The following is a 20,451-nucleotide window of genomic DNA, read 5'->3' as shown; positions in this document are numbered from 1 at the left end:
GTGGAAGAGGCTTATGCAAATATTGCCTTGCAACAAGTATTTACCACATGGCCTGCTGAAGATCGCGAACGCCGATTTGCCACCGAAATCATTTACGGTGTAATTCGTAAGAAAAATTATTTGGAGTGGATATTAGGCCGTTTAAGTCGCCAGCCGTTGGCAAAATTGGATGCGGATGTACGGCTCATTTTGTTGTGCGCATTATATCAAATTATTTTTCTAAACAGTGTGCCTGCGCGCGCGGCCATTAACGAAGCCGTCGAGCTGACAAAAGAAGTATCACATCGTGGCAGTGCGGGTTTTGTAAACGGTTGCTTACGCAGCTATTTACGTAAGCGAGAAGGGTTTAAAATTCCGCAACGGACAAATGATCCTATTACCTATTTAAGTCTTACATATTGTCAGCCGAAGTGGTTCGCTCAATGGGCAGTTCGTACATGGGGCATGGAACGCACGGAAGAGCTGTTTGCTTATTTTATGCAGCCGGCGCCACTCACTGTGCGTGTGAATACGCTTAGGCAAACTCGGGATGAGGTTATACGAAATTTAATATCTCGCGGTGTAGACGTAGTAAAGCTTGCTGTTCCTGAAGGTCTTTCCATTAGCCGGGGAGGGATTGCCGCCATTCGTGAAGAGCTGCAAAGCGGGGTTTTATATGTCCAGGATGAAGCGGCGATGTGGGTAGCACATGCAGTTTCTCCGCAGCCGGGTGAAACTATATTAGATTTGTGTGCAGCGCCCGGCGGTAAAACCACTCACTTAGCACAAATTATGGAAAATCAGGGAGAAATTATTGCCTGTGATTTATATCCTCACAAACAACAGCTGATTCGGGATAATTGTAAGCGGTTGGGCGTAACTATCGTTTCTGCAGTGGTGCAGGACGCCACTAAAGAAAATCCGAATTGGCAAAAAAGGTTTGATAAAGTACTCGTTGATGCTCCTTGTTCAGGATTAGGAGTTATCGGCCGTCGCCCGGATCTTAAATGGCGGCGGACCTCGAAAGAATTAAAGGCCTTTCCTCTCTTACAGCAGGCAATCGTAGAACGTGCCGTTACGTATTTAAAACCGAGTGGTCGCTTAGTGTACAGTACCTGCACACTGAATCCGGAAGAGAACGAAGGCGTAAGAGAAAGAATTTCACAAACCCATCCTCAATTGCAACCGTGTACAATTTCGCTGGAGAATACGATCAATATAGATGAGTATAGATTTTGGCCGCCGGAATCGAAAACAGACGGTTTTTATATTTGCGCTTGGGAAAACAAAATATGAAACAAAATATTTGGGGTAAAACCCTCCCGGAATTGCGGGCTTTAATGAAGGAACTTGGCGCTCCCGGATACCGCGGTCAGCAGTTGTTCGATTATATGTATAAGCGGGGTGTTTTACATTTTCATGAAATGGCTCAATTGCCGAAAGAATTGCGCAACAAACTGATAGAATCGTGCATCATCGATTTTCCGACCATTGTGCGTGAACAACGGAGCAGCGACCGAAAAACCGCCAAGTTGTTGCTGCGTTATAGCGATAACTCACTGATTGAAACAGTACTAATGAATCAACCGTACGGTTATTCTGTATGCATTTCCACGCAGGTAGGGTGCGCGGTCGGCTGTACATTCTGCGCCTCAGGTTTAACCGGTTTGCAACGTAATTTAACGGCCGCAGAGATGTTGGCACAGATTTATTTATGGCAATTTCTCTATGATATCAAAATTCACTCTTTCGTGTTGATGGGCTCCGGTGAACCTTTACAAAATTATGATAATGTACTTTCTTTTATGAAAATGTGTCATGGTTTTGAAGGATTAGCGATAAGTTATCGAAATATGACTCTATCGACCTCGGGTATTACACCTAAAATTTATGATTTGGCTAAAGAAAAAATACCGATTACATTAGCACTTTCGCTACATGCACCGAACGATACAATCCGCAATCAAATCATGCCGATCAGTAAATGGTATCCCTTGCCGGAACTATTGGAGTCGTTACAATTCTATACCCAAACCACCCGCCGACGCGTGACTTGTGAATATATTCTTTTGGCAGGAGTCAATGATCAGCCGGAACATGCCGCCGAGTTGGCGCAAATGATTTGTCCGTTGCGCGCGCATGTAAATTTGATTCCATTAAATGAGAGCCCGGGTATTCCTTACCGGCGACCGGAAATGAAACATTCACAGGAATTTTGTGAACAGCTGCAAAAGCAGGGAATAGCAGCTACCATCCGCAAAGAAATGGGTACTGAAATTCAAGCTGCCTGTGGTCAGCTCAAAATGAAATTTGTTGGAGATAACGCCTAGTTTGACGCTGTATTTGATAGATGATACGATATCCATATATTGATTAAATTTACTATTAAGGTGGTTTCATGAAAAGTTTTGGTATCACCAAGCGTGGTCTTGTGCGTCCTACAAATGAGGATGCTTTCCGCATCGTTGCGCCATCGCTTTTTATTGTGGCGGACGGAATGGGAGGACATGTTGCCGGGGAGATCGCAAGTCACATGGCCATCGAACGTGTCTCAGACTATGTGCGCAGTGAACGTTCGGAGCTTTGGAACGAAGTCACACTAAAAGATGCGGTCAATCAAGCAAATATAGCTATCCGCGAACGTGTTAACAGTGAGCCGAATCTAAACGGCATGGGGACAACGCTTTTAGTTGCACGCGCTGAAGAAGATCTATTCTTCTGGGCGCATGTCGGCGATAGTCGAATTTATCGTTACTATCGTGGTCAGTTGACCCAGATTACGGTGGATCACTCCTTGGTTACCGAAATGGTTCACAAAGGTACTTTAACTGAGGAGCAGGCTAAAATTCATCCGTCACGCAATGTAATTACCCGTTCCGTCGGTACAACGGATACTCTGAAAGTAGATACAGGGCGATTAACGTTGCAATCGGAAGAGATGATTGTGATGTGCACCGACGGTGTTTATAATATGGTTTCGGACGCAAAATTACGTGATCTTTTAATTACGAATGAAAATGCGCCGGAAGCGTGCGCTCGCTCGATCATGCGTGAAGTATATCTAGGCGGAGCCAAAGATAACGCGACCGTGGTCGTAATCAGTAATACGTAAGAGAAAGTGATGGTGTAAACTATATGGTTGGACGGCTTTTAGACAATCGTTACCAGCTGACCGAAAAAATTGGTAGCGGCGGCATGGCTGATGTCTATCGTGCTCAAGATGTGTTACTGGATCGTGTCGTTGCCGTAAAAATATTGCATAGCAATTTTGCGACTGACAACGATTTTGTCGTAAGATTCCGAAGAGAAGCACAAGCGGCCGCAAAATTGTCCCACCCCAATATTGTTAATATCTATGATGTCGGCAAGGACAATGATGTGTATTATATCGTCATGGAATACGTCGGCGGTGAAACGCTAAAAGATTATATTGCGCGTCAGGGGCACCTTTCCAATGAAGCGGCCGTTCGAATTGCGATAGAAATTGCAGAAGCATTGGAACATGCACATGCTAACGGCCTTATTCATTGCGATATCAAACCGCATAATATTTTGGTTACTAAAACCGGTAGAATCAAGGTTGCTGATTTCGGTATTGCACGTGCGATCAATACAGTTACGATTGCCAATAAGCAATCCGTACTTGGTTCTGTACATTATTTTTCGCCGGAACAGGCCAGCGGTGATCCGCTGACGCCACAAACGGATATGTACTCTTTAGGAATCGTGCTGTATGAGATGCTTACCGGTCACCTTCCTTTTGAGGGAGAAACGGCGGTCAGCATTGCTTTGAAGCATATGCAGGAAGATATCCCTAAACCGGCAAAATACAATCCGACCATTTCACCAATGTTGGAAGATTGTGTCATGAAGGCACTACAAAAAGATCCGCATAAACGGTTCAGCGATATTTCGGAAATGATCGCTGAATTGCGTTTAGCGCAGGGTTTAGTAACGCCCAAAAATGCAAAAACCGGTCGTCATGATTTTTCCACAGGTCAATTTCCGCGCACCCGCCCGATTCCCAAAACGGATTTGGAACCGAAAGAAAGTGTATTAACACCGATTTTATCGTGGCCGGTACGATGGATTGTTTTAGGCATTGCCGGATTATTCTTATTGGCATCGGGTATTGCCTTTTGGATGTTTGGCGATTTTTGGAGCCCGGATTCAATGACATTACCCAATGTGGTGGGCCAACAGGTAGAAGTAGCACAAAAAACGCTGACAAGCAAAAATTTAAATGTTCGTATCAGCGAAATTGCGAGTGAAGATGTGCCCATCGGTCAAGTTATTTCGCAAACGCCGAGCGCCGGAATGGAAGTAAAAACGCATCGTATTATTCATCTGACTATCAGTAAAGGCGGGAGCAATATTTTGATTCCCGACTTGACAGGCCTTACGATTGAACAGGCAACTGCCAAACTGAACAGCATCCACTTAAGGCTTGGAAAAATTGAAGAGAGGGAAGACAGCAGTCGCCCCTTAGATACCATTATCGGACAGTCGCCGCTGGCGCCGAATAAAGTGGAAGCGGACACTAGTGTAAACGTGGTTGTCAACAAAAAAGACATGGTTAGCCGTGTTACGACTCCGGGAGTTGTCGGTAAAACATGGCAGGAAACAAAACAAATCTTGAAACAGGCAGATTTGACAGTGGGTTCTTTGACACGTGACGGCAAAGATGTCACGCCCGCCGACGGAGATTTGGTAACTGCACAGAATCCATCTGCAGGACAAGCCATTGTACGCGGCTCAAGCGTAGATTTGACATTTGACAAAACGGAAGAAAAAAAGGCGAATGTCGGTATTCGGGTGCCTAACGATGGAAAATCTCATCATGTTGAAATTATTGTCACCGATGATACGGGTAGACATACCGTATTTTCCGCTAATGAAAAAGCAGGGACTACTATTAACCAGCGAGTCACAGGTAGCGGACAGGTACGGGTTCAAGTGTTGATAGATAACGCTATCGTGCAAGATCAAGAGCTCTAATGAAACAAAAAGGAATTGTGATACGCAATCAGAACGGTTATTTTACCGTTTCTGATTCTCACGGACATGAATACACTTGCAAAAGCAGAGGGCGGTTGAAGCTGGAGTCTTCCGGCATTTTGGTGGGTGACTATGTAGACATCGATGTGCTTACGGAAACAACCGGCATGATTGTTGCCATACATCCGCGCAAGACAACGTTACAGCGTCCTCATGTTGCCAATGTCACACATTTGATTGCCGTGATGGCAGTAGCACAACCTGAACCAAATTTGTTTTTACTCGACCGCATTTTAATGATGGCGGAAAAGCAAGGTTTGGATCCGTTAATTTGTTGGACAAAAGTGGATTTAGATCACGTAAAAGCAAAACGTCTGGCAACGGACTATGCTAATGTTCCCTACATTACTTTGCAATCCGGTTATGACCAGCCGGTACGCGAACCGTTACTGGCGATTCTGCAGGGGCACATCAGCGTCTGCTGTGGTCCGTCGGGTGTGGGAAAGTCTACTTTAATCAATCATTTGGCGCTGACCGACGCTTTGCGCACGCAAAGTGTCAGTTCAAAAATCGGCCGTGGACGTAATACTACTCGTCATGCCAAGTTACTGCGACTGGCACCAAATACATTTATTATGGATACGCCGGGGTTTGCGTCGCTCTCCTACTTACCGCATGAAGTGACCGATATTGCTGCGCGTTTTCGTGATTTTGTGCCCTACTTAGGTCAATGCCGATTTGATGATTGCCGCCATTTAAAAGAACCGCACTGTTCTGTCAAAAGGGCGGTAGAAAACGGTGCTATTTTACAAAGTCGCTATGACTCCTACCAAGCGTTAGCAGAAGAGTGGCTGGAAAAAGAGAGAGGCAGATATCGATGATAAAAATTGCACCATCCTTACTTTCTGCAGACTTTTCTCGCTTGCAGGAAGAGTTGAAAATGCTAACGCAAGCGGGCGCCGATATTGTTCATTTGGATATTATGGACGGCCATTTTGTTCCGAATCTGACGTTTGGTCCGCCGGTGATCAAAGCGTTGCGACCTCACAGCGATTTAGTGTTTGATGCTCATTTAATGGTCGAACAACCGAGTGATTATATTAAACCTCTACATGAGGCCGGTTGTGATATGATATCTTTTCATTATGAAACAGAACCGCATGCGGATCGCGTAGTGCAGCGGATTAAAAAGTACGACATGAAGGCCGGCATGGTATTAAATCCGTCTACTCCTGTAGAAGTATTGCAAGACATTTTGCCGGCACTTGATTTTGTGTTATTGATGAGTGTCAATCCGGGATTTGGCGGCCAAAAATTTATTCCTTATGTGACTGCTAAAGTAAAACGTTTAGCTGAACTGATTGAACGCACGAAGAGCTCCGCGGCGATTGAAATCGACGGCGGTGTAGGACCTCAAAATGCGGCTTCGTTGATTGCAGCGGGGGCGAATATTTTAGTCGCGGGCTCCGCTGTATTTAACAGTACGGATCGTGCCGACATGATTCGTACATTACGTAATTCGTAATAACTTAATATGTCGTGTCTTTGAGGCAAGGTGAGAGTCAATTGACTCAATTCCTGACCGGCGGTAAAGTCCGCAAGCGCAAGCTGATTCGATGAAATTTCGAAACCGACAGTATAGTCTGGCTGGGAAAGGACAAAAAAGGACACTTTTGCGTTGTCCTTTTTTCTTTATGGAGGCATATTATGCAAGCTGATATATCGAAAGAAGATATTTTGTACATGGAGCGAGCGCTGCAACTCGCACAACTCGGGACAATAGCCGTACGACCTAATCCGTTTGTCGGGGCGGTGGTTGTTAAAAACCATACGATTGTTGGGGAAGGATGGCACCAAAAAGCGGGCGGTCCGCACGCTGAAATCTGGGCACTGCAAGACGCAGGAGAAGCAGCGCGAGATGCTACTTTATATGTAACACTTGAACCGTGCTCACATTACGGAAAAACACCTCCATGTACTCAAGCGATCATAACGGCAGGCATCAAGCGAGTGGTCTGTGCATGTTGTGATCCATTTGCAAAAGTCAATGGAAATGGCATCAAGATATTAGAAGAGGCCGGCATAGAAGTAGTGTGCGGTGTTTGTAAAGAAAAAGCACGCAAAATTAACCGCGGCTTTTTTCGTAGTATTGAACAAAAGCGACCGCAAGTGATAGCAAAAATGGCGGCGACGCTGGATGGCAAAACGGCCACTGTCACAGGAGAATCTCAATGGATTACAGGCAAAGAAGCGCGTTATGATGTGCAACGTTTGCGTTCTCTTAGCGATGCCATCACGGTAGGTATTAATACCGTACTTGCCGATGATCCGAAGCTTACGGTGCGAGATTTTTCTCGTCCCAAACAACCGTGGCGTGTGATTTGGGACAAAACGGCACGATTACCGCTCACCGCCACGATAGCTACACAGTTGCCGGAACGAACAATTTTATTTTGCACACAGGAAGCTGCCCCAAATCGACTTGAGGCACTGCGTCGGCAGGGAGTCAATGTGGAATTATTATCCTGTAATGCCGAAGGCGAACCGGATATCCGAGCAGGTGTCAAATTACTCCTGGAAAAGTACGAGATTCAAACTGTTTTATTAGAAGGCGGCGCCACACTTATCGATGCGTTTTTACGAGCCGCACTTTTGGATGAAATTTATCTGTATATAGCGCCACTTATGTTCGGTGGAGCGATGGCTAAAGGGATTAGTGCCGGAGTTGGAATTGAGGCATTAAATAATGCACCGCGATATACCTTGATAGATACCCAAATGTTCGCTGATGATATTCGCCTGCATTATGAAGTAAAGGAGTTCGGATGTTTACAGGTTTGATTGAACAAGTTGGCACGATACGGCGGCTGGAACGAAACGGTACCAGCTACTTGCTGACCATTGCGCATCTACCGTGGGATGAGCCGCTTAAAGTAGGAGACAGCGTCGCTGTTAACGGCATTTGTCTGACGACAGTCGATGTGCAAGCACAAGCATTTAGTGCGACCGCCATGCCGGAGACGGTACAACATAGCGCGATGGCCAAGTGGCAATTGGGGATGCATGTTAATTTAGAGCGGGCATTATCGGTAAACGGACGTTTACACGGTCACTTTGTTTCCGGGCATATTGACGGTATCGGTAAAGTCAGCCAAATTCGAAAGGATGAAGTAGCGCACCGCATACGGGTTCAAGTGGAACCTGCACTCTTACGGCATATTATTCCCAAAGGGTCGATTGCGCTTGATGGTATGAGTTTGACCATAACGGAAACCGGGAAAAATTACTTTGAGGTCTCTATTATTCCGCATACCTGGCAACAAACGAATACCCGAGAATATCAAAATGGCAGTGTCGTAAATATTGAGACGGATGTACTTGGAAAGTATATTGATCATTTGTTGGGAAGTCAAAAAAATACCGATGAAAACCTGCAAAAGATTTTAATACAAAACGGTTTTCTAGATTGAGGAGAGTAAGGTAAATGGATTCACTTCAACAGGCCTTAAATGATTTAAAAAGCGGTAAAATGATTATAGTGGTAGATGACGAGAAGCGGGAAAATGAAGGCGATCTGGTAATGGCTGCTCAATTTGCTACTACCGAGGCTATTAATTTTATGACGAAAGCCGCTCGAGGAATTATTTGCGTACCAATGAAGAGTAAAGATCTGGAGCGTTTGGAGATTCCTCAAATGGTTGAGGAAAATACAGACAACCATCAAACGGCTTTTACAGTTTCTGTTGATCATATTCATACCGGTACCGGCGTTTCACCGCATGATCGCGCGCTTACTATTAAAGAACTTTTAAATCCTGCGGCTAAAGGCAACGATTTTCGCCGTCCTGGGCATGTGTTTCCGCTTCGTGTTCGGGAAGGCGGTGTGTTTGTACGTTCGGGCCATACGGAAGCCTCCATTGACTTGATGGAGTTGGCTGATTTATATCCTGCCGCTGTGATTTGTGAAATCACGGCAGACGATGGAACGATGATGCGTCGTTCGGAATTACAGCAATTTGCTAAAATACACGGGCTTACCATGATCAGTGTGGCGCAAATATATGAATATCGCAAGCAATCCGAGGAGTTAGTACGTCAGGTGGCTGCCGCACAATTACCGACGGCATACGGTGAATTTACTATTTATGTTTATGAAAACACACTGGATTCGTTTAACCACCTGGCCATCGTGAAGGGAGATATTGACGGTAAAGAAAATGTATTAACCAGAATCCATTCGGAATGTTTGACCGGGGATGTATTCGGTTCTTGCCGCTGTGATTGCGGCGAACAACTACATGCTGCATTGCGACAAATTGAAGCCGCGGGCGAAGGTGTCATTATCTACATGCGTCAAGAGGGAAGGGGCATCGGTCTCGCCAATAAAATTCGTGCGTATAAATTGCAGGAAGAAGGCTTTGACACGGTGGAAGCTAACGAGCAGCTGGGGTTTCCTGCCGACTTGCGTGAATATTCACTCAGTGCACGAATTTTAGATGATCTCGGCGTGAAAAGCATTCGGTTGTTGACCAATAATCCCGCAAAAATTGATGATTTAGAAAAAAACGGGGTTACCGTTATTGCACGAGAATCAATTGTTATTCCGCCCAATGATTTTGATCGCAAATATTTAAAAACAAAAGAAGATAAAATGGGGCACATTTTTTAACGAGGTAATATATGAAAACATACAACGGAAACTTGGTTGCTGACGATTTAAAAATGGCGATTGTTGTCGGTCGTTTTAATGATTTTATTACAAATCGACTCTTAAGCGGGGCATTGGATGCACTGAAACGGCACGGCATGAAAGAGGAAAACATTACAATTGCGTACTGTCCGGGAGCGTTTGAATTACCGCTCGTAGCTAAGAAATTTGTTGCTAAAGAAGACGTAGATGCGGTTATTTGCTTAGGGGCTGTGTTACGAGGAGCTACGTCGCATTACGATCTGGTATGCAATGAAGCGGCCAAAGGTATCGCCGCCACGTCTCTTGCTTCGGGAAAGCCGATTCTTTTCGGTTTGGTGACTGCTGATACTTTGGAGCAGGCGATTGAACGGGCCGGAACTAAAAGCGGCAACAAAGGCTTTGATGCCGCTATGTCGGCCGTGGAAATGTGCAATTTATTGAAGGAGATATGACATGTGGAAAGATAGTATTAAACATTATCTGGCCCATGAAGGTTTGAAAATCTCAGTGGCGTATACGACCTCTGCTGTCGCGCGCGCACGAGCATTGCATGATCTTTCTCCTGTAGCTACGGCTGCATTAGGACGCGCGATGACGGGTGCATTGCTTCTCGCAACTGATTTTAAAAACCAGGAAGGCGTAAGTATTCGTTTCGACGGCGACGGACCGCTGGGCAAAGTATTTGTCGATGCCTATGAGACTAACCGTGTTCGCGGCTACGTGGAGAACGGACAGGTCGATTTGCCGCTTAACGAGCACGGGAAATTGGATGTCGGGCAAGCAGTCGGTCAAGGTATGCTTTATGTCACAAGATACTCTCTCTTGCGGCAGCCTTACCAAAGCGCTATTGAAATCCACTCGGGCGAAATCGCGGAAGACCTGGCTTATTATCTAACACTTTCGGAGCAGATTCCTTCTGCGGTAAGTCTCGGTGTGATGGTAAGTGGCGATGTACAGGTATTAGCCGCCGGAGGCATTTTGGTAGAGGCAATGCCGGATCGTGATGAAGAAGCATTGCAGCAAATGGAAGCCAATTTGGCAAAGCTGGGACCGATTACCACTGCGATGCGTACGCATACAGAAGAAGAAATTATCGAAATTCTTTCCCACGGTTTACATGTAGATTTACTGGCAGAAAAACTAGTGCTTTGGGAATGTACCTGTTCGTCCGAAAAATTTCTTACAGCGTTAAAGACGATTCCGAAAGAAGATCAGGAAGCTTTACTGCAGGAAGATAAAACGGAATTGGTCTGTCACTACTGCGAACAAAAATATGTTTTTACCAAAGATGAATTGGCAGCCGTCTTTGCTGAAAAGGAGGAGTCTAATGCGTAAACTGGCTATTATCGGAGGGACGGGAGTATATGGCCCCGCGTTGCTCAGTAATACGAAGACAACGTCAATCAAGACACCTTATGGACAAGCCGTTTATACATCCGGTATTTTTATGGATAAAGAAATTATTTTCATGACCCGCCATGGTGCCAATCACACGATTCCGCCGCATAAAATCAATTATCGTGCCAATATTTATGCTTTGAAAATGCTTGATGTTGTTGCGATTGTAGCGACTACCGCCGTCGGTTCACTCAATCCGGACATGAAGCCGGGTGAAATGGTACTGGTCGATCAATTACTCGATTTTACCAAATCGCGTGAACACACCTTTTATGACGGCTCTCCTTTGCCGGTAGCACATGTGGATTTGACGGAACCTTACTGCGGTACATTACGTAAGATGATCGCAGAAGCCGCCAAGAAAGAAAAGTTGCCGTTACATGAAAAAGGGACCTATGTATGTACAGAAGGCCCGCGTTTTGAAACTGCCGGCGAAATTAAAATGTATTCGCAACTCGGAGGCGATGTTGTCGGTATGACCAATGCTCCCGAATGCCCATTAGCTCGGGAAGCGGAAATCGCATATACTACCGTATCGCTCGTTACCAACTTTGCTGCCGGTATTTCTCCACAAAATCTTACACATGGTGAAGTGGTAGAGGCTATGGAAAAAAACAGTGAGCAACTGAAAAAACTCCTACGATCTGTCATGACGACATTTGACCCTGCATTTGATAGTCCGGCATTGCACGCCATGGCAGAATACGGTGGCTTTAAAGTAGAGCAGGGAATTAAGTTATGAGACACTTATATTGGGAAGATGACGCACTTATCTTGCTTGATCAGCGACGTTTACCCACTGAAGAAGTGTATATAACATGCAGAAAGACAGCCGATGTCACTCATGCGATAGCTACGTTAGCTGTACGTGGAGCACCAGCCATAGGCGTCGCGGCGGCGTATGCCTGCGTCTTGGCATTTGCCGAAAGCGCACCGTCAGAAAAAAGCATCCCCCAACAATCTGTCTTTAACGCCGCTACCGAAACTTTACGGGAAGCGCGGCCGACGGCTGTCAATTTAGCCTGGGCTGTGGACTTACAGCGTGAGATGTACGCTACCCTGCTTGCACAAAAATCGTCGTATGACGCGGCTTACCAAGCATTACTTTTGCAAGCGCAAAAAGTGGATAGCGATGACCTTGCACAAAATAAAGCGATAGCTAAACATGGTGCAGCGCTTTTTGATCGACCTGTAACGATTCTTACTCACTGTAATGCGGGAGCACTTGCTACGGCAGGTATCGGAACTGCATTGGGAGTTATCCGCGAATTGCATCTCCAAAAAAAACTAATCACGGCCTATATGGATGAAACGCGACCGCTGCTTCAGGGGGCTCGTCTGACGGCGTATGAACTAACGAAAGATAAAATTCCCTGCACGTTAATTTGTGACAATATGGCCGCAAGCGCTATTTTAAACAAAAAAATAGATGCCATAATCGTCGGTGCGGATCGAATTACCACGCATGGTGATGTTGCTAACAAAATCGGGACTTACGGCTTAGCTGTGCTGGCGCATTATCATAATATTCCATTTTACGTAGCGGCACCGAGCTCGACATTTGACTTCACACTTACCGATGGTTCGCAAATCCCCATTGAAGAACGTGTTGCCGAAGAGGTCCGCCAATTTCAAGGGGTTCGCAGTACGCCGAAAAATGTTGCCGTTTGGAATCCAGCATTTGATGTAACTCCCGCTGAATTGGTGACGGGAATGATTACAGAAAAAGGTGTGTTAACCGCACCATATGAACAGGCAATCACCAAATTAAAAGAGAAGGTGAAACAATGAATTCTATCATTCGAGATTTATCTTTGGCCGCGGAAGGCGAAAAAAGAATTAATTGGGTACAAAGGTATATGCCGGTGCTGCAGGAAATTCGGCGTGATTTGACAAAGCGACAAGCGTTTGCAGGTAAAACCATAGTCATGTCGATTCACTTGGAAGCAAAAACGGCATTTTTAGCGACGGTTTTACAGGAAGCCGGCGCCAAGGTCATTGTTACCGGCAGCAATCCGCTTTCTACCCAAGATCCGATTGCCGCCGCTTTGGTCAAACGAGGTCTTACCGTATATGCTACGCACGGTTGTACTGATGAAGAATATACACAATACTTAAACCACGCCCTGGACCATAAGCCACATCTAATTTTAGATGACGGCGGTGATGTGACGGCGCTTGTTCTGGATAGTCGTAAAGATGCGCAGGAGCGGCTCTTGGGCGGTTCCGAAGAAACGACTACCGGTGTACAGCGTTTGCGCGTATGGGACAAGGAAAAGAAACTGCAATTTCCAATGGTTGCTGTCAATGATTCACTGTGTAAATATCTTTTTGATAATCGCTACGGTACCGGGCAATCCGCTTGGGACGGTATTATCCGGACGACTAATTTGACGATTGCCGGACGCAATGTGGTAGTTGCGGGATATGGTTGGTGCGGTAAAGGCGTTGCCATGCGCGCCAAAGGATTAGGAGCACATGTTTATATCACGGAAATTGATCCGATCAAAGCGATCGAAGCGGTATTTGACGGTTTTACGGTGTTGCCGATGGAAAAAGCCGCCCAACTCGGTGATATTTTTGTCACGGTAACGGGTTGTAAAGATGTCATCACTAAAGCCCATTATCCGCTAATGAAAGATGGGGCCATTCTATGTAATGCAGGTCACTTTGATGTGGAAGTCAATGTGCGTGAACTCAGTGAGCTTGCCGACAAAGAATTTGAGGCCCGGCAAAATATTAAAGGCTATACATTGACCAATGGAAATACTCTCTTTGTTTTGGCCGAGGGGAGACTGGTCAATTTGGCAGCAGGGGATGGACATCCCGCTGAAATCATGGATTTGTCCTTCGCGTTGCAAGCGTTGGCGTTGGATTATGTACAGACAAACGCGGAATGGCTTTCACCAAAAGTATATGTCATGCCCAAAGTAATTGATGAAAATGTCGCACGAATTAAATTAGAGGCAATGCATTATGCTATTGATACATTGACATCCGAACAATATGCTTACTTATATGAGGAAGGAAGTGACGAATGAACACATTAATTCAACATGTGGACCTTTGGACACCGCAGGAAATCAAAATCGACGTTGATATTTTAGTAAGCGATCAACGGATTCAAAAAATTGGGAAAAATCTTGAATGTGAAGATGTTGACAATAAAATAGATGGCAAGAGAATGCTGGCCATGCCGGGTTTAATTAACAGTCATACCCATGTTGCAATGACATTATTTCGCAGCTATGCCGATGATGTTGCCTTAATGGATTGGCTCGAAAACCATATTTGGCCCGCGGAAGCAAAATTGAATGATGAAGTTGTTTACTGGGGTTCGCAGTTGGCTTTTGCGGAAATGATTCGGGGTGGTACCACCGCATTTTGTGATATGTATATGCATATGCCTCAGGTGGCTAAAGCGGCTGTTGATGTCGGTATGCGCGGTAATATTGCACGTGGCTTGGCGGGAACTTCTCCCAATGGGGAGGAAGCACTGCAGGAAAACGTGGCACTTTTCCATGAATGGCATCAAGCAGCAAACGGTTTAATTCGTGTAATGCTTGGACCGCATGCACCATATACCTGTTCGGCAAAATATTTGGAAAAAGTCATTGATGCTGCCAGTAAAGACTATATTGAAATTCATATCCACTTATCCGAAACCCAAGGGGAGGTCGAAACCTGCCGAGAAAAACACGGACTCAGTCCGATTGCTTATATGGAACAACTCGGTCTTTTTACTCAACCGACCTTAGCCGCACATTGCGTACACGTAGATGCTGACGATATTGCTATTATGGCGGAGCATAATGTAAGGGTTGCACATAATCCGCGCAGTAATTTAAAACTGGCTTCAGGCGTGGCACCGGTTCCTCAGATGCTTGCTGCGAATATAACCGTCGGTTTGGCTACAGACGGTGCATCGAGCAATAATAAGCTTGATATGTGGGAAGAAATGCAGACAGCTGCATTAATTCATAAAGGTGTATCCTACGATCCTACCGCTATTCCGGCACAAACCGCGGTGGAATTGGCTACATCAGGGGGCGCCCATGCACTTGGGTATAGCGATCTCGGCGAATTGAAAGAAGGCCATTTGGCCGATATCATTTTAGTCGACCGCAACGGTTTCCATTGGCAACCGCAGTATAATGTTACGTCATTGCTTGCCTATGCGGCACAATCGTCGGATGTGGATACCGTTATGATCAACGGCAAGCTTGTTATGCAACATCGCCAACTGCTTACTATTGATGAAGAGCGTTTGCGCAGTGAAATTACGAAAGCGCAGGAGTACTTTAACAACTTGTCATAAGCAATAAAATGTGATAGCCTATAATAAATAACGATAATGTTAAATTATCGTTATTTATTATAGGCCTTTTTTGGTGGTGTATTATGGCGAAACACTTCTATTTACGGGATAATCAACGAATTCAAAACAATTCTTTGCTTTCTTCCGGAAGTAAGGAGTTATTTACGTTGGAAAAGTCGCACTCGACAATTGATGCCTATGAATCAGATTGGTCGGACTTCTGTGATTGGTGCAATTATCGCGGCATTCACTTTTTTCCTGCGACTCCTGAGACGATTGTCAATTATATACATGATTTATCCGCTTATGCGAAAGCAAATACCATCGCCCGCCGTGTAAGCGCTCTATCGGAAAATTTTACGGCAGGCGGTTTGATTAAAGATAATCCCTGCCTATCTCCGTTAGTAAAGGCAGCGATGAAAGGTATTCGCCGTAAAATCGGTACCTATCAGCAGGGTAAATCACCGCTTTTAAAAGAAGATTTAGAAGCTATCGTGCAAATGATGGATGTTAAAGATCTTACCCAGCATTTAGATAAAACGGTTCTTGTAATCGGTTTTATGGGAGCATTTCGCAGAAGCGAATTAAGTTCTATACGATGTGAAGATGTTCATTTTGTGCGGCAAGGTATTGAAATCTTTATTCCCCGCTCCAAGGCCGACCAGGAAGGTGAAGGTAATATTGTTGCCTTACCGAATTTAACGCAAAAAGAATTATGTCCGGTCACGACCTTAAAAAGCTGGCTATCTCGAACCAAAATTACCTCCGGACCGGTTTTTCGCTCACCGACTAAAACGGGAAAACTACGTAAAAATGCGCTTTCCGATCAGATGGTCAATCGTATCGTCAAGCGTTGGGTAGAAAAAATCGGTTTGGATCCGGCGGACTACGGGGCGCACAGCTTACGCCACGGCTTTGCCACATCGGCTGCATTGGCCGGCATTGAGGAGCGGCGTATTATGCAGCAGACGCGACATCATTCCGTTGAAATGGTACGACATTACATTAATGAAGCAGATCGATTTGAACATAACCCGTTGCGCGATATGTTCAGCAGTAAATAAAAAAACAGTGCTAAGCACTGTTTTTTATTTTGCGGCAATGTTTATTTCGTCATTAATGGAAGATGATTCTACTGGAATATGAATAATCATCCCCGGCCGCAATGTACCGGCATCAACTAAATGATTATAGCTTTGAATTTCATACACGACCTCACGAATATCTTTATGCGCCGGTGCATATTGGGAAGCAATCTTCCATAATGTATCACCGGTCTGAATGCGAATCGGTTGATAATATACTTGTGAAGCAGGTTTACTGCTCATAAAGTACATCAGACCTGCGACGACAAGAATTATTAAAATGCCTAATTCCATAAAAATGTTGCCCATTGTTTTTGTCATAATATTCACATCCCCAAAGCGAACATTTGTTCTTTTATTAGATTCATCATACTACCGAACAAACGTTCTGTCGAGTATAATTCGAACATTTGTTTCCTATCTGAGAAAATTTTGTTATAATGCAAGAAAGGATGTGATTCCATGACAAACAACCAACGTCCGCAGTTAACGACACGTCAAAAAGATGTGCTGGAATATATTCGTGATTTTACCCACCGTAACGGTTATGTCCCTTCCGTTCGTGACATTGCACGAGCGATTGGTGTGAAGTCTCCTTCTACCGTACAAGGATATCTCGATGGTTTGGAAAAAGCCGGTTATATTCGCCGTGAGCCTTCGCAAAATCGTTCCATTATGTTGATTGAGGAAGATGAATGGCGCCAAAAAGAATTGACCCCAATTCCCTTGATAGGTAATGTTCATGCCGGTCTACCAGCTACTGCGGAGCAAAATGTAGAAGATGTCTACCCCTTTCCTCTTCAATTCATTGGCAGCGATTCGGCATTTATGTTGGAAGTGCAAGGCGACAGTATGATGGATGCCGGTATTTTGGAAGGTGACGTGCTTTTCGTTAAAGAGCAGCCGAATGCGGAAAATGGTGATATTGTGGTCGCTATGGTCGGTGACGAGGAAGCGACGGTAAAACGGTTTTATAAAGAGTCGGATCATATACGTCTGCAGCCTGAAAATAATGCATATGAACCTATCATCAGCCAAGATGTGAAAATCGTCGGACGCGTGATCGGGGTATATCGAAAATATAATTGAAATAAAAAAAGAGCCTTAGGCTCTTTTTTATTAGCAAAGATCGTAGTCGTTCAAAAATTCACGAATAAACGCTTTTTCTTTTTCATTCGCATGTACCAACGGCAAACGGAATTCACCGGCCGGCAAACCGATCATACTCACCGCTTCTTTCACCGGAATCGGATTGGATATGAAGAAAAGCTTCTTCATGATCGGTAGCAATTGATAATGAATTTGTTGTGCCTTTTGTACATCACCGGTCAGGAATGAGGTGACCATTTGGTTTAACTGTTCGCCGACGAGGTGACCGGCGACACTGATTACGCCACAACCACCCACAGCTAAAATCGGTAACGTCAAAGAATCATCACCGCTGTAAATCAGAAATCCTTCCGGACAAAGCCGTGCAATTTCGGAAACTTGATTCAGATTTCCGCTCGCTTCTTTGACCGCAACAATATTCGAAAATTCGTTGGCCAGACGGGCAACTGTTTCCGGTGTCACTTGCGAGGCGGTGCGTCCCGGTACATTGTATAAAATGATCGGCAAAGAGGTGCTTTGTGCAATCGCCGCAAAATGTTGGTAGCAACCTTCCTGTGTCGGCTTATTATAATACGGTACGACAGCCATACAGGCATTTACCCCAGTTTTTTCGGCTTCTTTTGTAAATGCTACAGATTGTTGCGTATTATTTGAGCCGGTATTGGCAACTAAAAATATTTCCGGACCGACTGCTTCACGAATCGTGGCGAAGAGCTTCAACTTTTCTTCCGCAGTCATTACGGCCCCTTCACCGGTGCTCCCGCAAATGACCAGTCCGTCCGAACCATGGGCAACTAAATAGCGGGCGAGCTGAGCGCTTGCTTGATAATCGACTTCTCCGGTTTCTGTAAATGGCGTAATCATTGCCGTTAAAACAGCTCCAAATGACTTCATGACACCGCTCCTTTACTCATAATAAATCGTTTTCCAAAATGTATTCCGCAATCTGCAGTGTATTTAAAGCGGCTCCTTTACGAATCTGGTCGCCGGAAATCCACAGATTTAGTGCATTGGGATCGTACAAGTCTTTGCGCAGGCGCCCGACGCTGACATCGTTTTTAAAAGAAGTATCCAACGGCATCGGATATTGCATCTGCTGCGGGTCATCACAGACGACGACGCCCGGCATCGCGCTCAATACCTCTCGCACAGCGGCAACTTCTAACGGTTTCTCCGTTTTCACACGAACCGACATGGCATGGCTACGCATGACCGGTACCCGTACCGTGGTCGGCGATACCGCAATGGTGTCATCGTGCAGAACCTTATGCACTTCATTGACCATTTTCATTTCTTCCTTGGTGTAGTCGTTATCCAAAAAGACATCAATTTGCGGAATCAAATTATAGGCGATCTGGTAATGGGTATCGAGGCTGGCAACCGGTAAATAATTCGCTTGCGGCTCTTCGCCGTTAACGATAGCTTCCACCTGTTTTGTCAATTCTTCCATGCCTTCTTTGCCGGCACCGGATACCGCTTGATAAGTACTGACGACAATTTCCTTAATCGGCGATAAATCATGAATCGGCTTCAAGGCCATCAACATAATAATGGTTGAGCAATTCGGGTTGGCAATGATGCCTTGTTGCGCTTTGACGTCCTCCGGATTAATTTCAGGAATGACCAAAGGTACATTGGGATCCATCCGAAATGTACTCGAATTATCAATGACAATGGCGCCGCGTTCTGCCGCTTCCGGAGCAAGGGTCTTGCTGACGCCGCCGCCGGCAAAAAGAGCGATATCGATATCATTAAAAGAATCAGGAGTGGCTTCTTCTACGATAATTTTTTTACCTTTTACGGTAAGCTCCTTACCGGCCGAACGTTTCGATGCCAACAGTTTTAATTCGCTATATGGAAAATTGCGTTCTTCAATAAGCTTAATAAATTCCTGTCCTACTGCGCCGGTAGCGCCTAAAATAGCAACACGTGCGTTACTGATCATGGACGACCTCCCTATCCCAGATAATGTTCCAAACCATATGTCAGACCCGGAAATTGACTGATCTTTTTACAAGCAAGCAGGACTCCCGGCATAAATGATTTACGATCTAACGAATCGTGACGCAAGGTAACGATTTCGCCGGTACCGCCGAAAAGAACTTCCTGATGGGCAACGTAACCTGGCAAACGAACGCTATGGATATGTACATCCTCAACGACACCACCACGCGCACCTGCTAAACTTTCCTGCGTTTTGTCGAGAGCCGGTGCCAGCGTTCTTGCCTTGGCAATTTTTTCTGCAGTAAGACGCGCGGTTCCGGAAGGCGCGTCGTATTTTTGATTATGATGCAACTCAATGATTTCCGCATTCGGAAGGTATTTTGCCATCAGTTCACTGGCCTGCATCAATAGTACCGCGCCGAGCGAAAAATTAGGTGCCACTAAAACGCCTACTCTCTTTTCACTGGCGATTTTGGCTAATGCATCGCGTTCATCAGCAGTGAGACCGGTCGTTCCGATGACGATATTGGCTCCATACCGTAACGTCGTTTTGGCATTTTCAAAAACAACTTTCGGACTTGTAAAATCGACAACTACATCGGGGCTTGTTGCCTCCAATGCAGCTTGTAAATCATCCATAATTACTACTTGGCAATCATCATTATTGACAATTTCCGCTACCGGCATACCCGCATTGGACACGTCTACGGCACCGACCAATTGCAATTCCGAATCTTGCCAAACCGCATTTACCACCTCGCGGCCCATACGTCCTCCGGCACCGCAAACTAAAACAGTGGTCATAATTGTCACCTCATTCATGATTATTTCTCATTTATACTATATTATAACATAGATTTTATGTGTAAAATCCTTGTATACAAAGGTAATTCGTAAATAAAAATGAAAGCAAAAAAGCGAAAACAATG

The 20,451-nt window shown here is 45.2% G+C and carries 21 protein-coding genes and 1 riboswitch; of the genes, 17 read left to right on the top strand and 4 right to left on the bottom strand.

Annotated features, from left to right (window positions below; translation table 11 throughout):
• From rsmB to KIB08_RS00745, 16 genes are all read left to right on the top strand, one after another.
• The gene (gene rsmB / locus KIB08_RS00820) at nucleotides 1-1,275 is read left to right on the top strand and encodes a 16S rRNA (cytosine(967)-C(5))-methyltransferase RsmB (RefSeq protein ID WP_303988415.1); all 1,275 of its coding nucleotides are present in this window, start codon (nucleotides 1-3) and stop codon (nucleotides 1,273-1,275) included.
• Nucleotides 1,272-2,309 (top strand): 23S rRNA (adenine(2503)-C(2))-methyltransferase RlmN, encoded by a 1,038-nt coding sequence (gene rlmN / locus KIB08_RS00815; protein ID WP_303988413.1) that lies wholly within the window; start codon nucleotides 1,272-1,274, stop codon nucleotides 2,307-2,309. Before rsmB ends, rlmN begins: the two co-directional genes overlap by 4 nt.
• Before the next feature lie 68 nt (nucleotides 2,310-2,377).
• A complete protein-coding gene (locus KIB08_RS00810; RefSeq protein WP_303988411.1) occupies nucleotides 2,378-3,091 on the top strand; it encodes a Stp1/IreP family PP2C-type Ser/Thr phosphatase in 714 nt (237 codons plus the stop codon).
• A gap of 23 nt (nucleotides 3,092-3,114) precedes the next feature.
• Nucleotides 3,115-4,977 carry a Stk1 family PASTA domain-containing Ser/Thr kinase gene (gene pknB, locus KIB08_RS00805; protein WP_303988409.1) on the top strand — a complete coding sequence of 621 codons (1,863 nt, stop codon included), beginning with the start codon at nucleotides 3,115-3,117 and terminating at the stop codon, nucleotides 4,975-4,977.
• On the top strand, nucleotides 4,977-5,858 hold the full coding sequence (gene rsgA, locus KIB08_RS00800; protein WP_303988407.1) for a ribosome small subunit-dependent GTPase A: 882 nt from the start codon (nucleotides 4,977-4,979) through the stop codon (nucleotides 5,856-5,858). Before pknB ends, rsgA begins: the two co-directional genes overlap by 1 nt.
• Nucleotides 5,855-6,502 (top strand): ribulose-phosphate 3-epimerase, encoded by a 648-nt coding sequence (rpe, locus tag KIB08_RS00795; RefSeq protein WP_303988405.1) that lies wholly within the window; start codon nucleotides 5,855-5,857, stop codon nucleotides 6,500-6,502. The genes rsgA and rpe overlap by 4 nt, the downstream gene beginning before the upstream one ends.
• A 12-nt stretch (nucleotides 6,503-6,514) precedes the next feature.
• Nucleotides 6,515-6,640, top strand: a riboswitch (FMN riboswitch).
• A 44-nt stretch (nucleotides 6,641-6,684) separates the two neighbouring features.
• The gene (gene ribD / locus KIB08_RS00790) at nucleotides 6,685-7,818 is read left to right on the top strand and encodes a bifunctional diaminohydroxyphosphoribosylaminopyrimidine deaminase/5-amino-6-(5-phosphoribosylamino)uracil reductase RibD (protein WP_303988403.1); all 1,134 of its coding nucleotides are present in this window, start codon (nucleotides 6,685-6,687) and stop codon (nucleotides 7,816-7,818) included.
• Entirely contained in the window at nucleotides 7,803-8,447 is a 645-nt protein-coding gene (locus tag KIB08_RS00785; protein WP_303988401.1) for a riboflavin synthase, read from the top strand. The genes ribD and KIB08_RS00785 overlap by 16 nt, the downstream gene beginning before the upstream one ends.
• Before the next feature lie 14 nt (nucleotides 8,448-8,461).
• Nucleotides 8,462-9,646, top strand: a complete 1,185-nt coding sequence (locus KIB08_RS00780; RefSeq protein WP_303988400.1) for a bifunctional 3,4-dihydroxy-2-butanone-4-phosphate synthase/GTP cyclohydrolase II — start codon at nucleotides 8,462-8,464, stop codon at nucleotides 9,644-9,646.
• A gap of 11 nt (nucleotides 9,647-9,657) precedes the next feature.
• Complete coding sequence (gene ribH / locus KIB08_RS00775) at nucleotides 9,658-10,119, top strand: 6,7-dimethyl-8-ribityllumazine synthase (RefSeq protein ID WP_303988399.1); 462 nt, start codon at nucleotides 9,658-9,660, stop codon at nucleotides 10,117-10,119.
• 1 nt (nucleotide 10,120) lies between these two features.
• Nucleotides 10,121-11,002 (top strand): Hsp33 family molecular chaperone HslO, encoded by an 882-nt coding sequence (gene hslO / locus KIB08_RS00770; protein WP_303988398.1) that lies wholly within the window; start codon nucleotides 10,121-10,123, stop codon nucleotides 11,000-11,002.
• Entirely contained in the window at nucleotides 10,995-11,807 is an 813-nt protein-coding gene (gene mtnP, locus KIB08_RS00765; RefSeq protein WP_303988397.1) for an S-methyl-5'-thioadenosine phosphorylase, read from the top strand. Before hslO ends, mtnP begins: the two co-directional genes overlap by 8 nt.
• A complete protein-coding gene (mtnA, locus tag KIB08_RS00760) occupies nucleotides 11,804-12,856 on the top strand; it encodes an S-methyl-5-thioribose-1-phosphate isomerase (protein ID WP_303988396.1) in 1,053 nt (350 codons plus the stop codon). Before mtnP ends, mtnA begins: the two co-directional genes overlap by 4 nt.
• A complete protein-coding gene (locus KIB08_RS00755) occupies nucleotides 12,853-14,106 on the top strand; it encodes an adenosylhomocysteinase (RefSeq protein WP_303988395.1) in 1,254 nt (417 codons plus the stop codon). Before mtnA ends, KIB08_RS00755 begins: the two co-directional genes overlap by 4 nt.
• Nucleotides 14,103-15,383, top strand: a complete 1,281-nt coding sequence (locus KIB08_RS00750; RefSeq protein ID WP_303988394.1) for an amidohydrolase — start codon at nucleotides 14,103-14,105, stop codon at nucleotides 15,381-15,383. Before KIB08_RS00755 ends, KIB08_RS00750 begins: the two co-directional genes overlap by 4 nt.
• A gap of 83 nt (nucleotides 15,384-15,466) precedes the next feature.
• Entirely contained in the window at nucleotides 15,467-16,447 is a 981-nt protein-coding gene (locus tag KIB08_RS00745; protein WP_303988393.1) for a site-specific integrase, read from the top strand.
• Nucleotides 16,448-16,471: 24 nt separating this feature from the next.
• Here KIB08_RS00745 and KIB08_RS00740 read toward each other — a convergent pair whose 3' ends face one another.
• Entirely contained in the window at nucleotides 16,472-16,789 is a 318-nt protein-coding gene (locus KIB08_RS00740) for a LysM peptidoglycan-binding domain-containing protein (protein ID WP_303988392.1), read from the bottom strand.
• Between the two features lie 141 nt (nucleotides 16,790-16,930).
• Between KIB08_RS00740 and lexA the strand changes: the two genes are divergently transcribed.
• Nucleotides 16,931-17,557: a transcriptional repressor LexA gene (lexA, locus tag KIB08_RS00735; RefSeq protein ID WP_303988391.1), complete on the top strand. Its 627-nt coding sequence runs from the start codon at nucleotides 16,931-16,933 to the stop codon at nucleotides 17,555-17,557.
• 30 nt (nucleotides 17,558-17,587) lie between these two features.
• On the opposite strand, the gene dapA is transcribed toward lexA, so the two are convergent.
• Genes dapA through dapB form a run of 3 tightly spaced genes read right to left on the bottom strand, consistent with a single transcriptional unit; the run spans nucleotide 17,588 to nucleotide 20,326 of the window.
• Nucleotides 17,588-18,472, bottom strand: coding sequence for a 4-hydroxy-tetrahydrodipicolinate synthase (gene dapA / locus KIB08_RS00730; RefSeq protein ID WP_303988390.1), 885 nt, complete (start codon nucleotides 18,470-18,472; stop codon nucleotides 17,588-17,590).
• A gap of 16 nt (nucleotides 18,473-18,488) precedes the next feature.
• On the bottom strand, nucleotides 18,489-19,520 hold the full coding sequence (locus KIB08_RS00725) for an aspartate-semialdehyde dehydrogenase (protein WP_438362031.1): 1,032 nt from the start codon (nucleotides 19,518-19,520) through the stop codon (nucleotides 18,489-18,491).
• Nucleotides 19,521-19,534: 14 nt separating this feature from the next.
• On the bottom strand, nucleotides 19,535-20,326 hold the full coding sequence (dapB, locus tag KIB08_RS00720; protein WP_303988622.1) for a 4-hydroxy-tetrahydrodipicolinate reductase: 792 nt from the start codon (nucleotides 20,324-20,326) through the stop codon (nucleotides 19,535-19,537).
• Nucleotides 20,327-20,451 lie beyond the last annotated feature (125 nt).

This window comes from Negativicoccus succinicivorans (assembly GCF_018372215.1).
Lineage (GTDB): Bacteria > Bacillota > Negativicutes > Veillonellales > Negativicoccaceae > Negativicoccus.
Note: the sequence above shows the minus strand (reverse complement) of the source record. Positions and strands in the feature narration are given on the sequence as shown.

Bases quoted from the DNA above. Each gene is read 5' to 3' on its own strand.
- rlmN (WP_303988413.1), top strand. From the start codon at position 1,272: ATGAAACAAAATATTTGGGGTAAAACCCTCCCGGAATTGCGGGCTTTA.
- ribD (WP_303988403.1), top strand. From the start codon at position 6,685: ATGCAAGCTGATATATCGAAAGAAGATATTTTGTACATGGAGCGAGCG.
- KIB08_RS00750 (WP_303988394.1), top strand. From the start codon at position 14,103: ATGAACACATTAATTCAACATGTGGACCTTTGGACACCGCAGGAAATC.
- KIB08_RS00780 (WP_303988400.1), top strand. From the start codon at position 8,462: ATGGATTCACTTCAACAGGCCTTAAATGATTTAAAAAGCGGTAAAATG.
- KIB08_RS00785 (WP_303988401.1), top strand. From the start codon at position 7,803: ATGTTTACAGGTTTGATTGAACAAGTTGGCACGATACGGCGGCTGGAA.
- rsgA (WP_303988407.1), top strand. From the start codon at position 4,977: ATGAAACAAAAAGGAATTGTGATACGCAATCAGAACGGTTATTTTACC.
- pknB (WP_303988409.1), top strand. From the start codon at position 3,115: ATGGTTGGACGGCTTTTAGACAATCGTTACCAGCTGACCGAAAAAATT.
- ribH (WP_303988399.1), top strand. From the start codon at position 9,658: ATGAAAACATACAACGGAAACTTGGTTGCTGACGATTTAAAAATGGCG.
- dapA (WP_303988390.1), bottom strand. From the start codon at position 18,472: ATGAAGTCATTTGGAGCTGTTTTAACGGCAATGATTACGCCATTTACA.
- lexA (WP_303988391.1), top strand. From the start codon at position 16,931: ATGACAAACAACCAACGTCCGCAGTTAACGACACGTCAAAAAGATGTG.
- mtnP (WP_303988397.1), top strand. From the start codon at position 10,995: ATGCGTAAACTGGCTATTATCGGAGGGACGGGAGTATATGGCCCCGCG.
- KIB08_RS00745 (WP_303988393.1), top strand. From the start codon at position 15,467: ATGGCGAAACACTTCTATTTACGGGATAATCAACGAATTCAAAACAAT.
- mtnA (WP_303988396.1), top strand. From the start codon at position 11,804: ATGAGACACTTATATTGGGAAGATGACGCACTTATCTTGCTTGATCAG.
- KIB08_RS00755 (WP_303988395.1), top strand. From the start codon at position 12,853: ATGAATTCTATCATTCGAGATTTATCTTTGGCCGCGGAAGGCGAAAAA.
- KIB08_RS00810 (WP_303988411.1), top strand. From the start codon at position 2,378: ATGAAAAGTTTTGGTATCACCAAGCGTGGTCTTGTGCGTCCTACAAAT.
- hslO (WP_303988398.1), top strand. From the start codon at position 10,121: ATGTGGAAAGATAGTATTAAACATTATCTGGCCCATGAAGGTTTGAAA.
- dapB (WP_303988622.1), bottom strand. From the start codon at position 20,326: ATGACCACTGTTTTAGTTTGCGGTGCCGGAGGACGTATGGGCCGCGAG.
- rpe (WP_303988405.1), top strand. From the start codon at position 5,855: ATGATAAAAATTGCACCATCCTTACTTTCTGCAGACTTTTCTCGCTTG.
- KIB08_RS00740 (WP_303988392.1), bottom strand. From the start codon at position 16,789: ATGACAAAAACAATGGGCAACATTTTTATGGAATTAGGCATTTTAATA.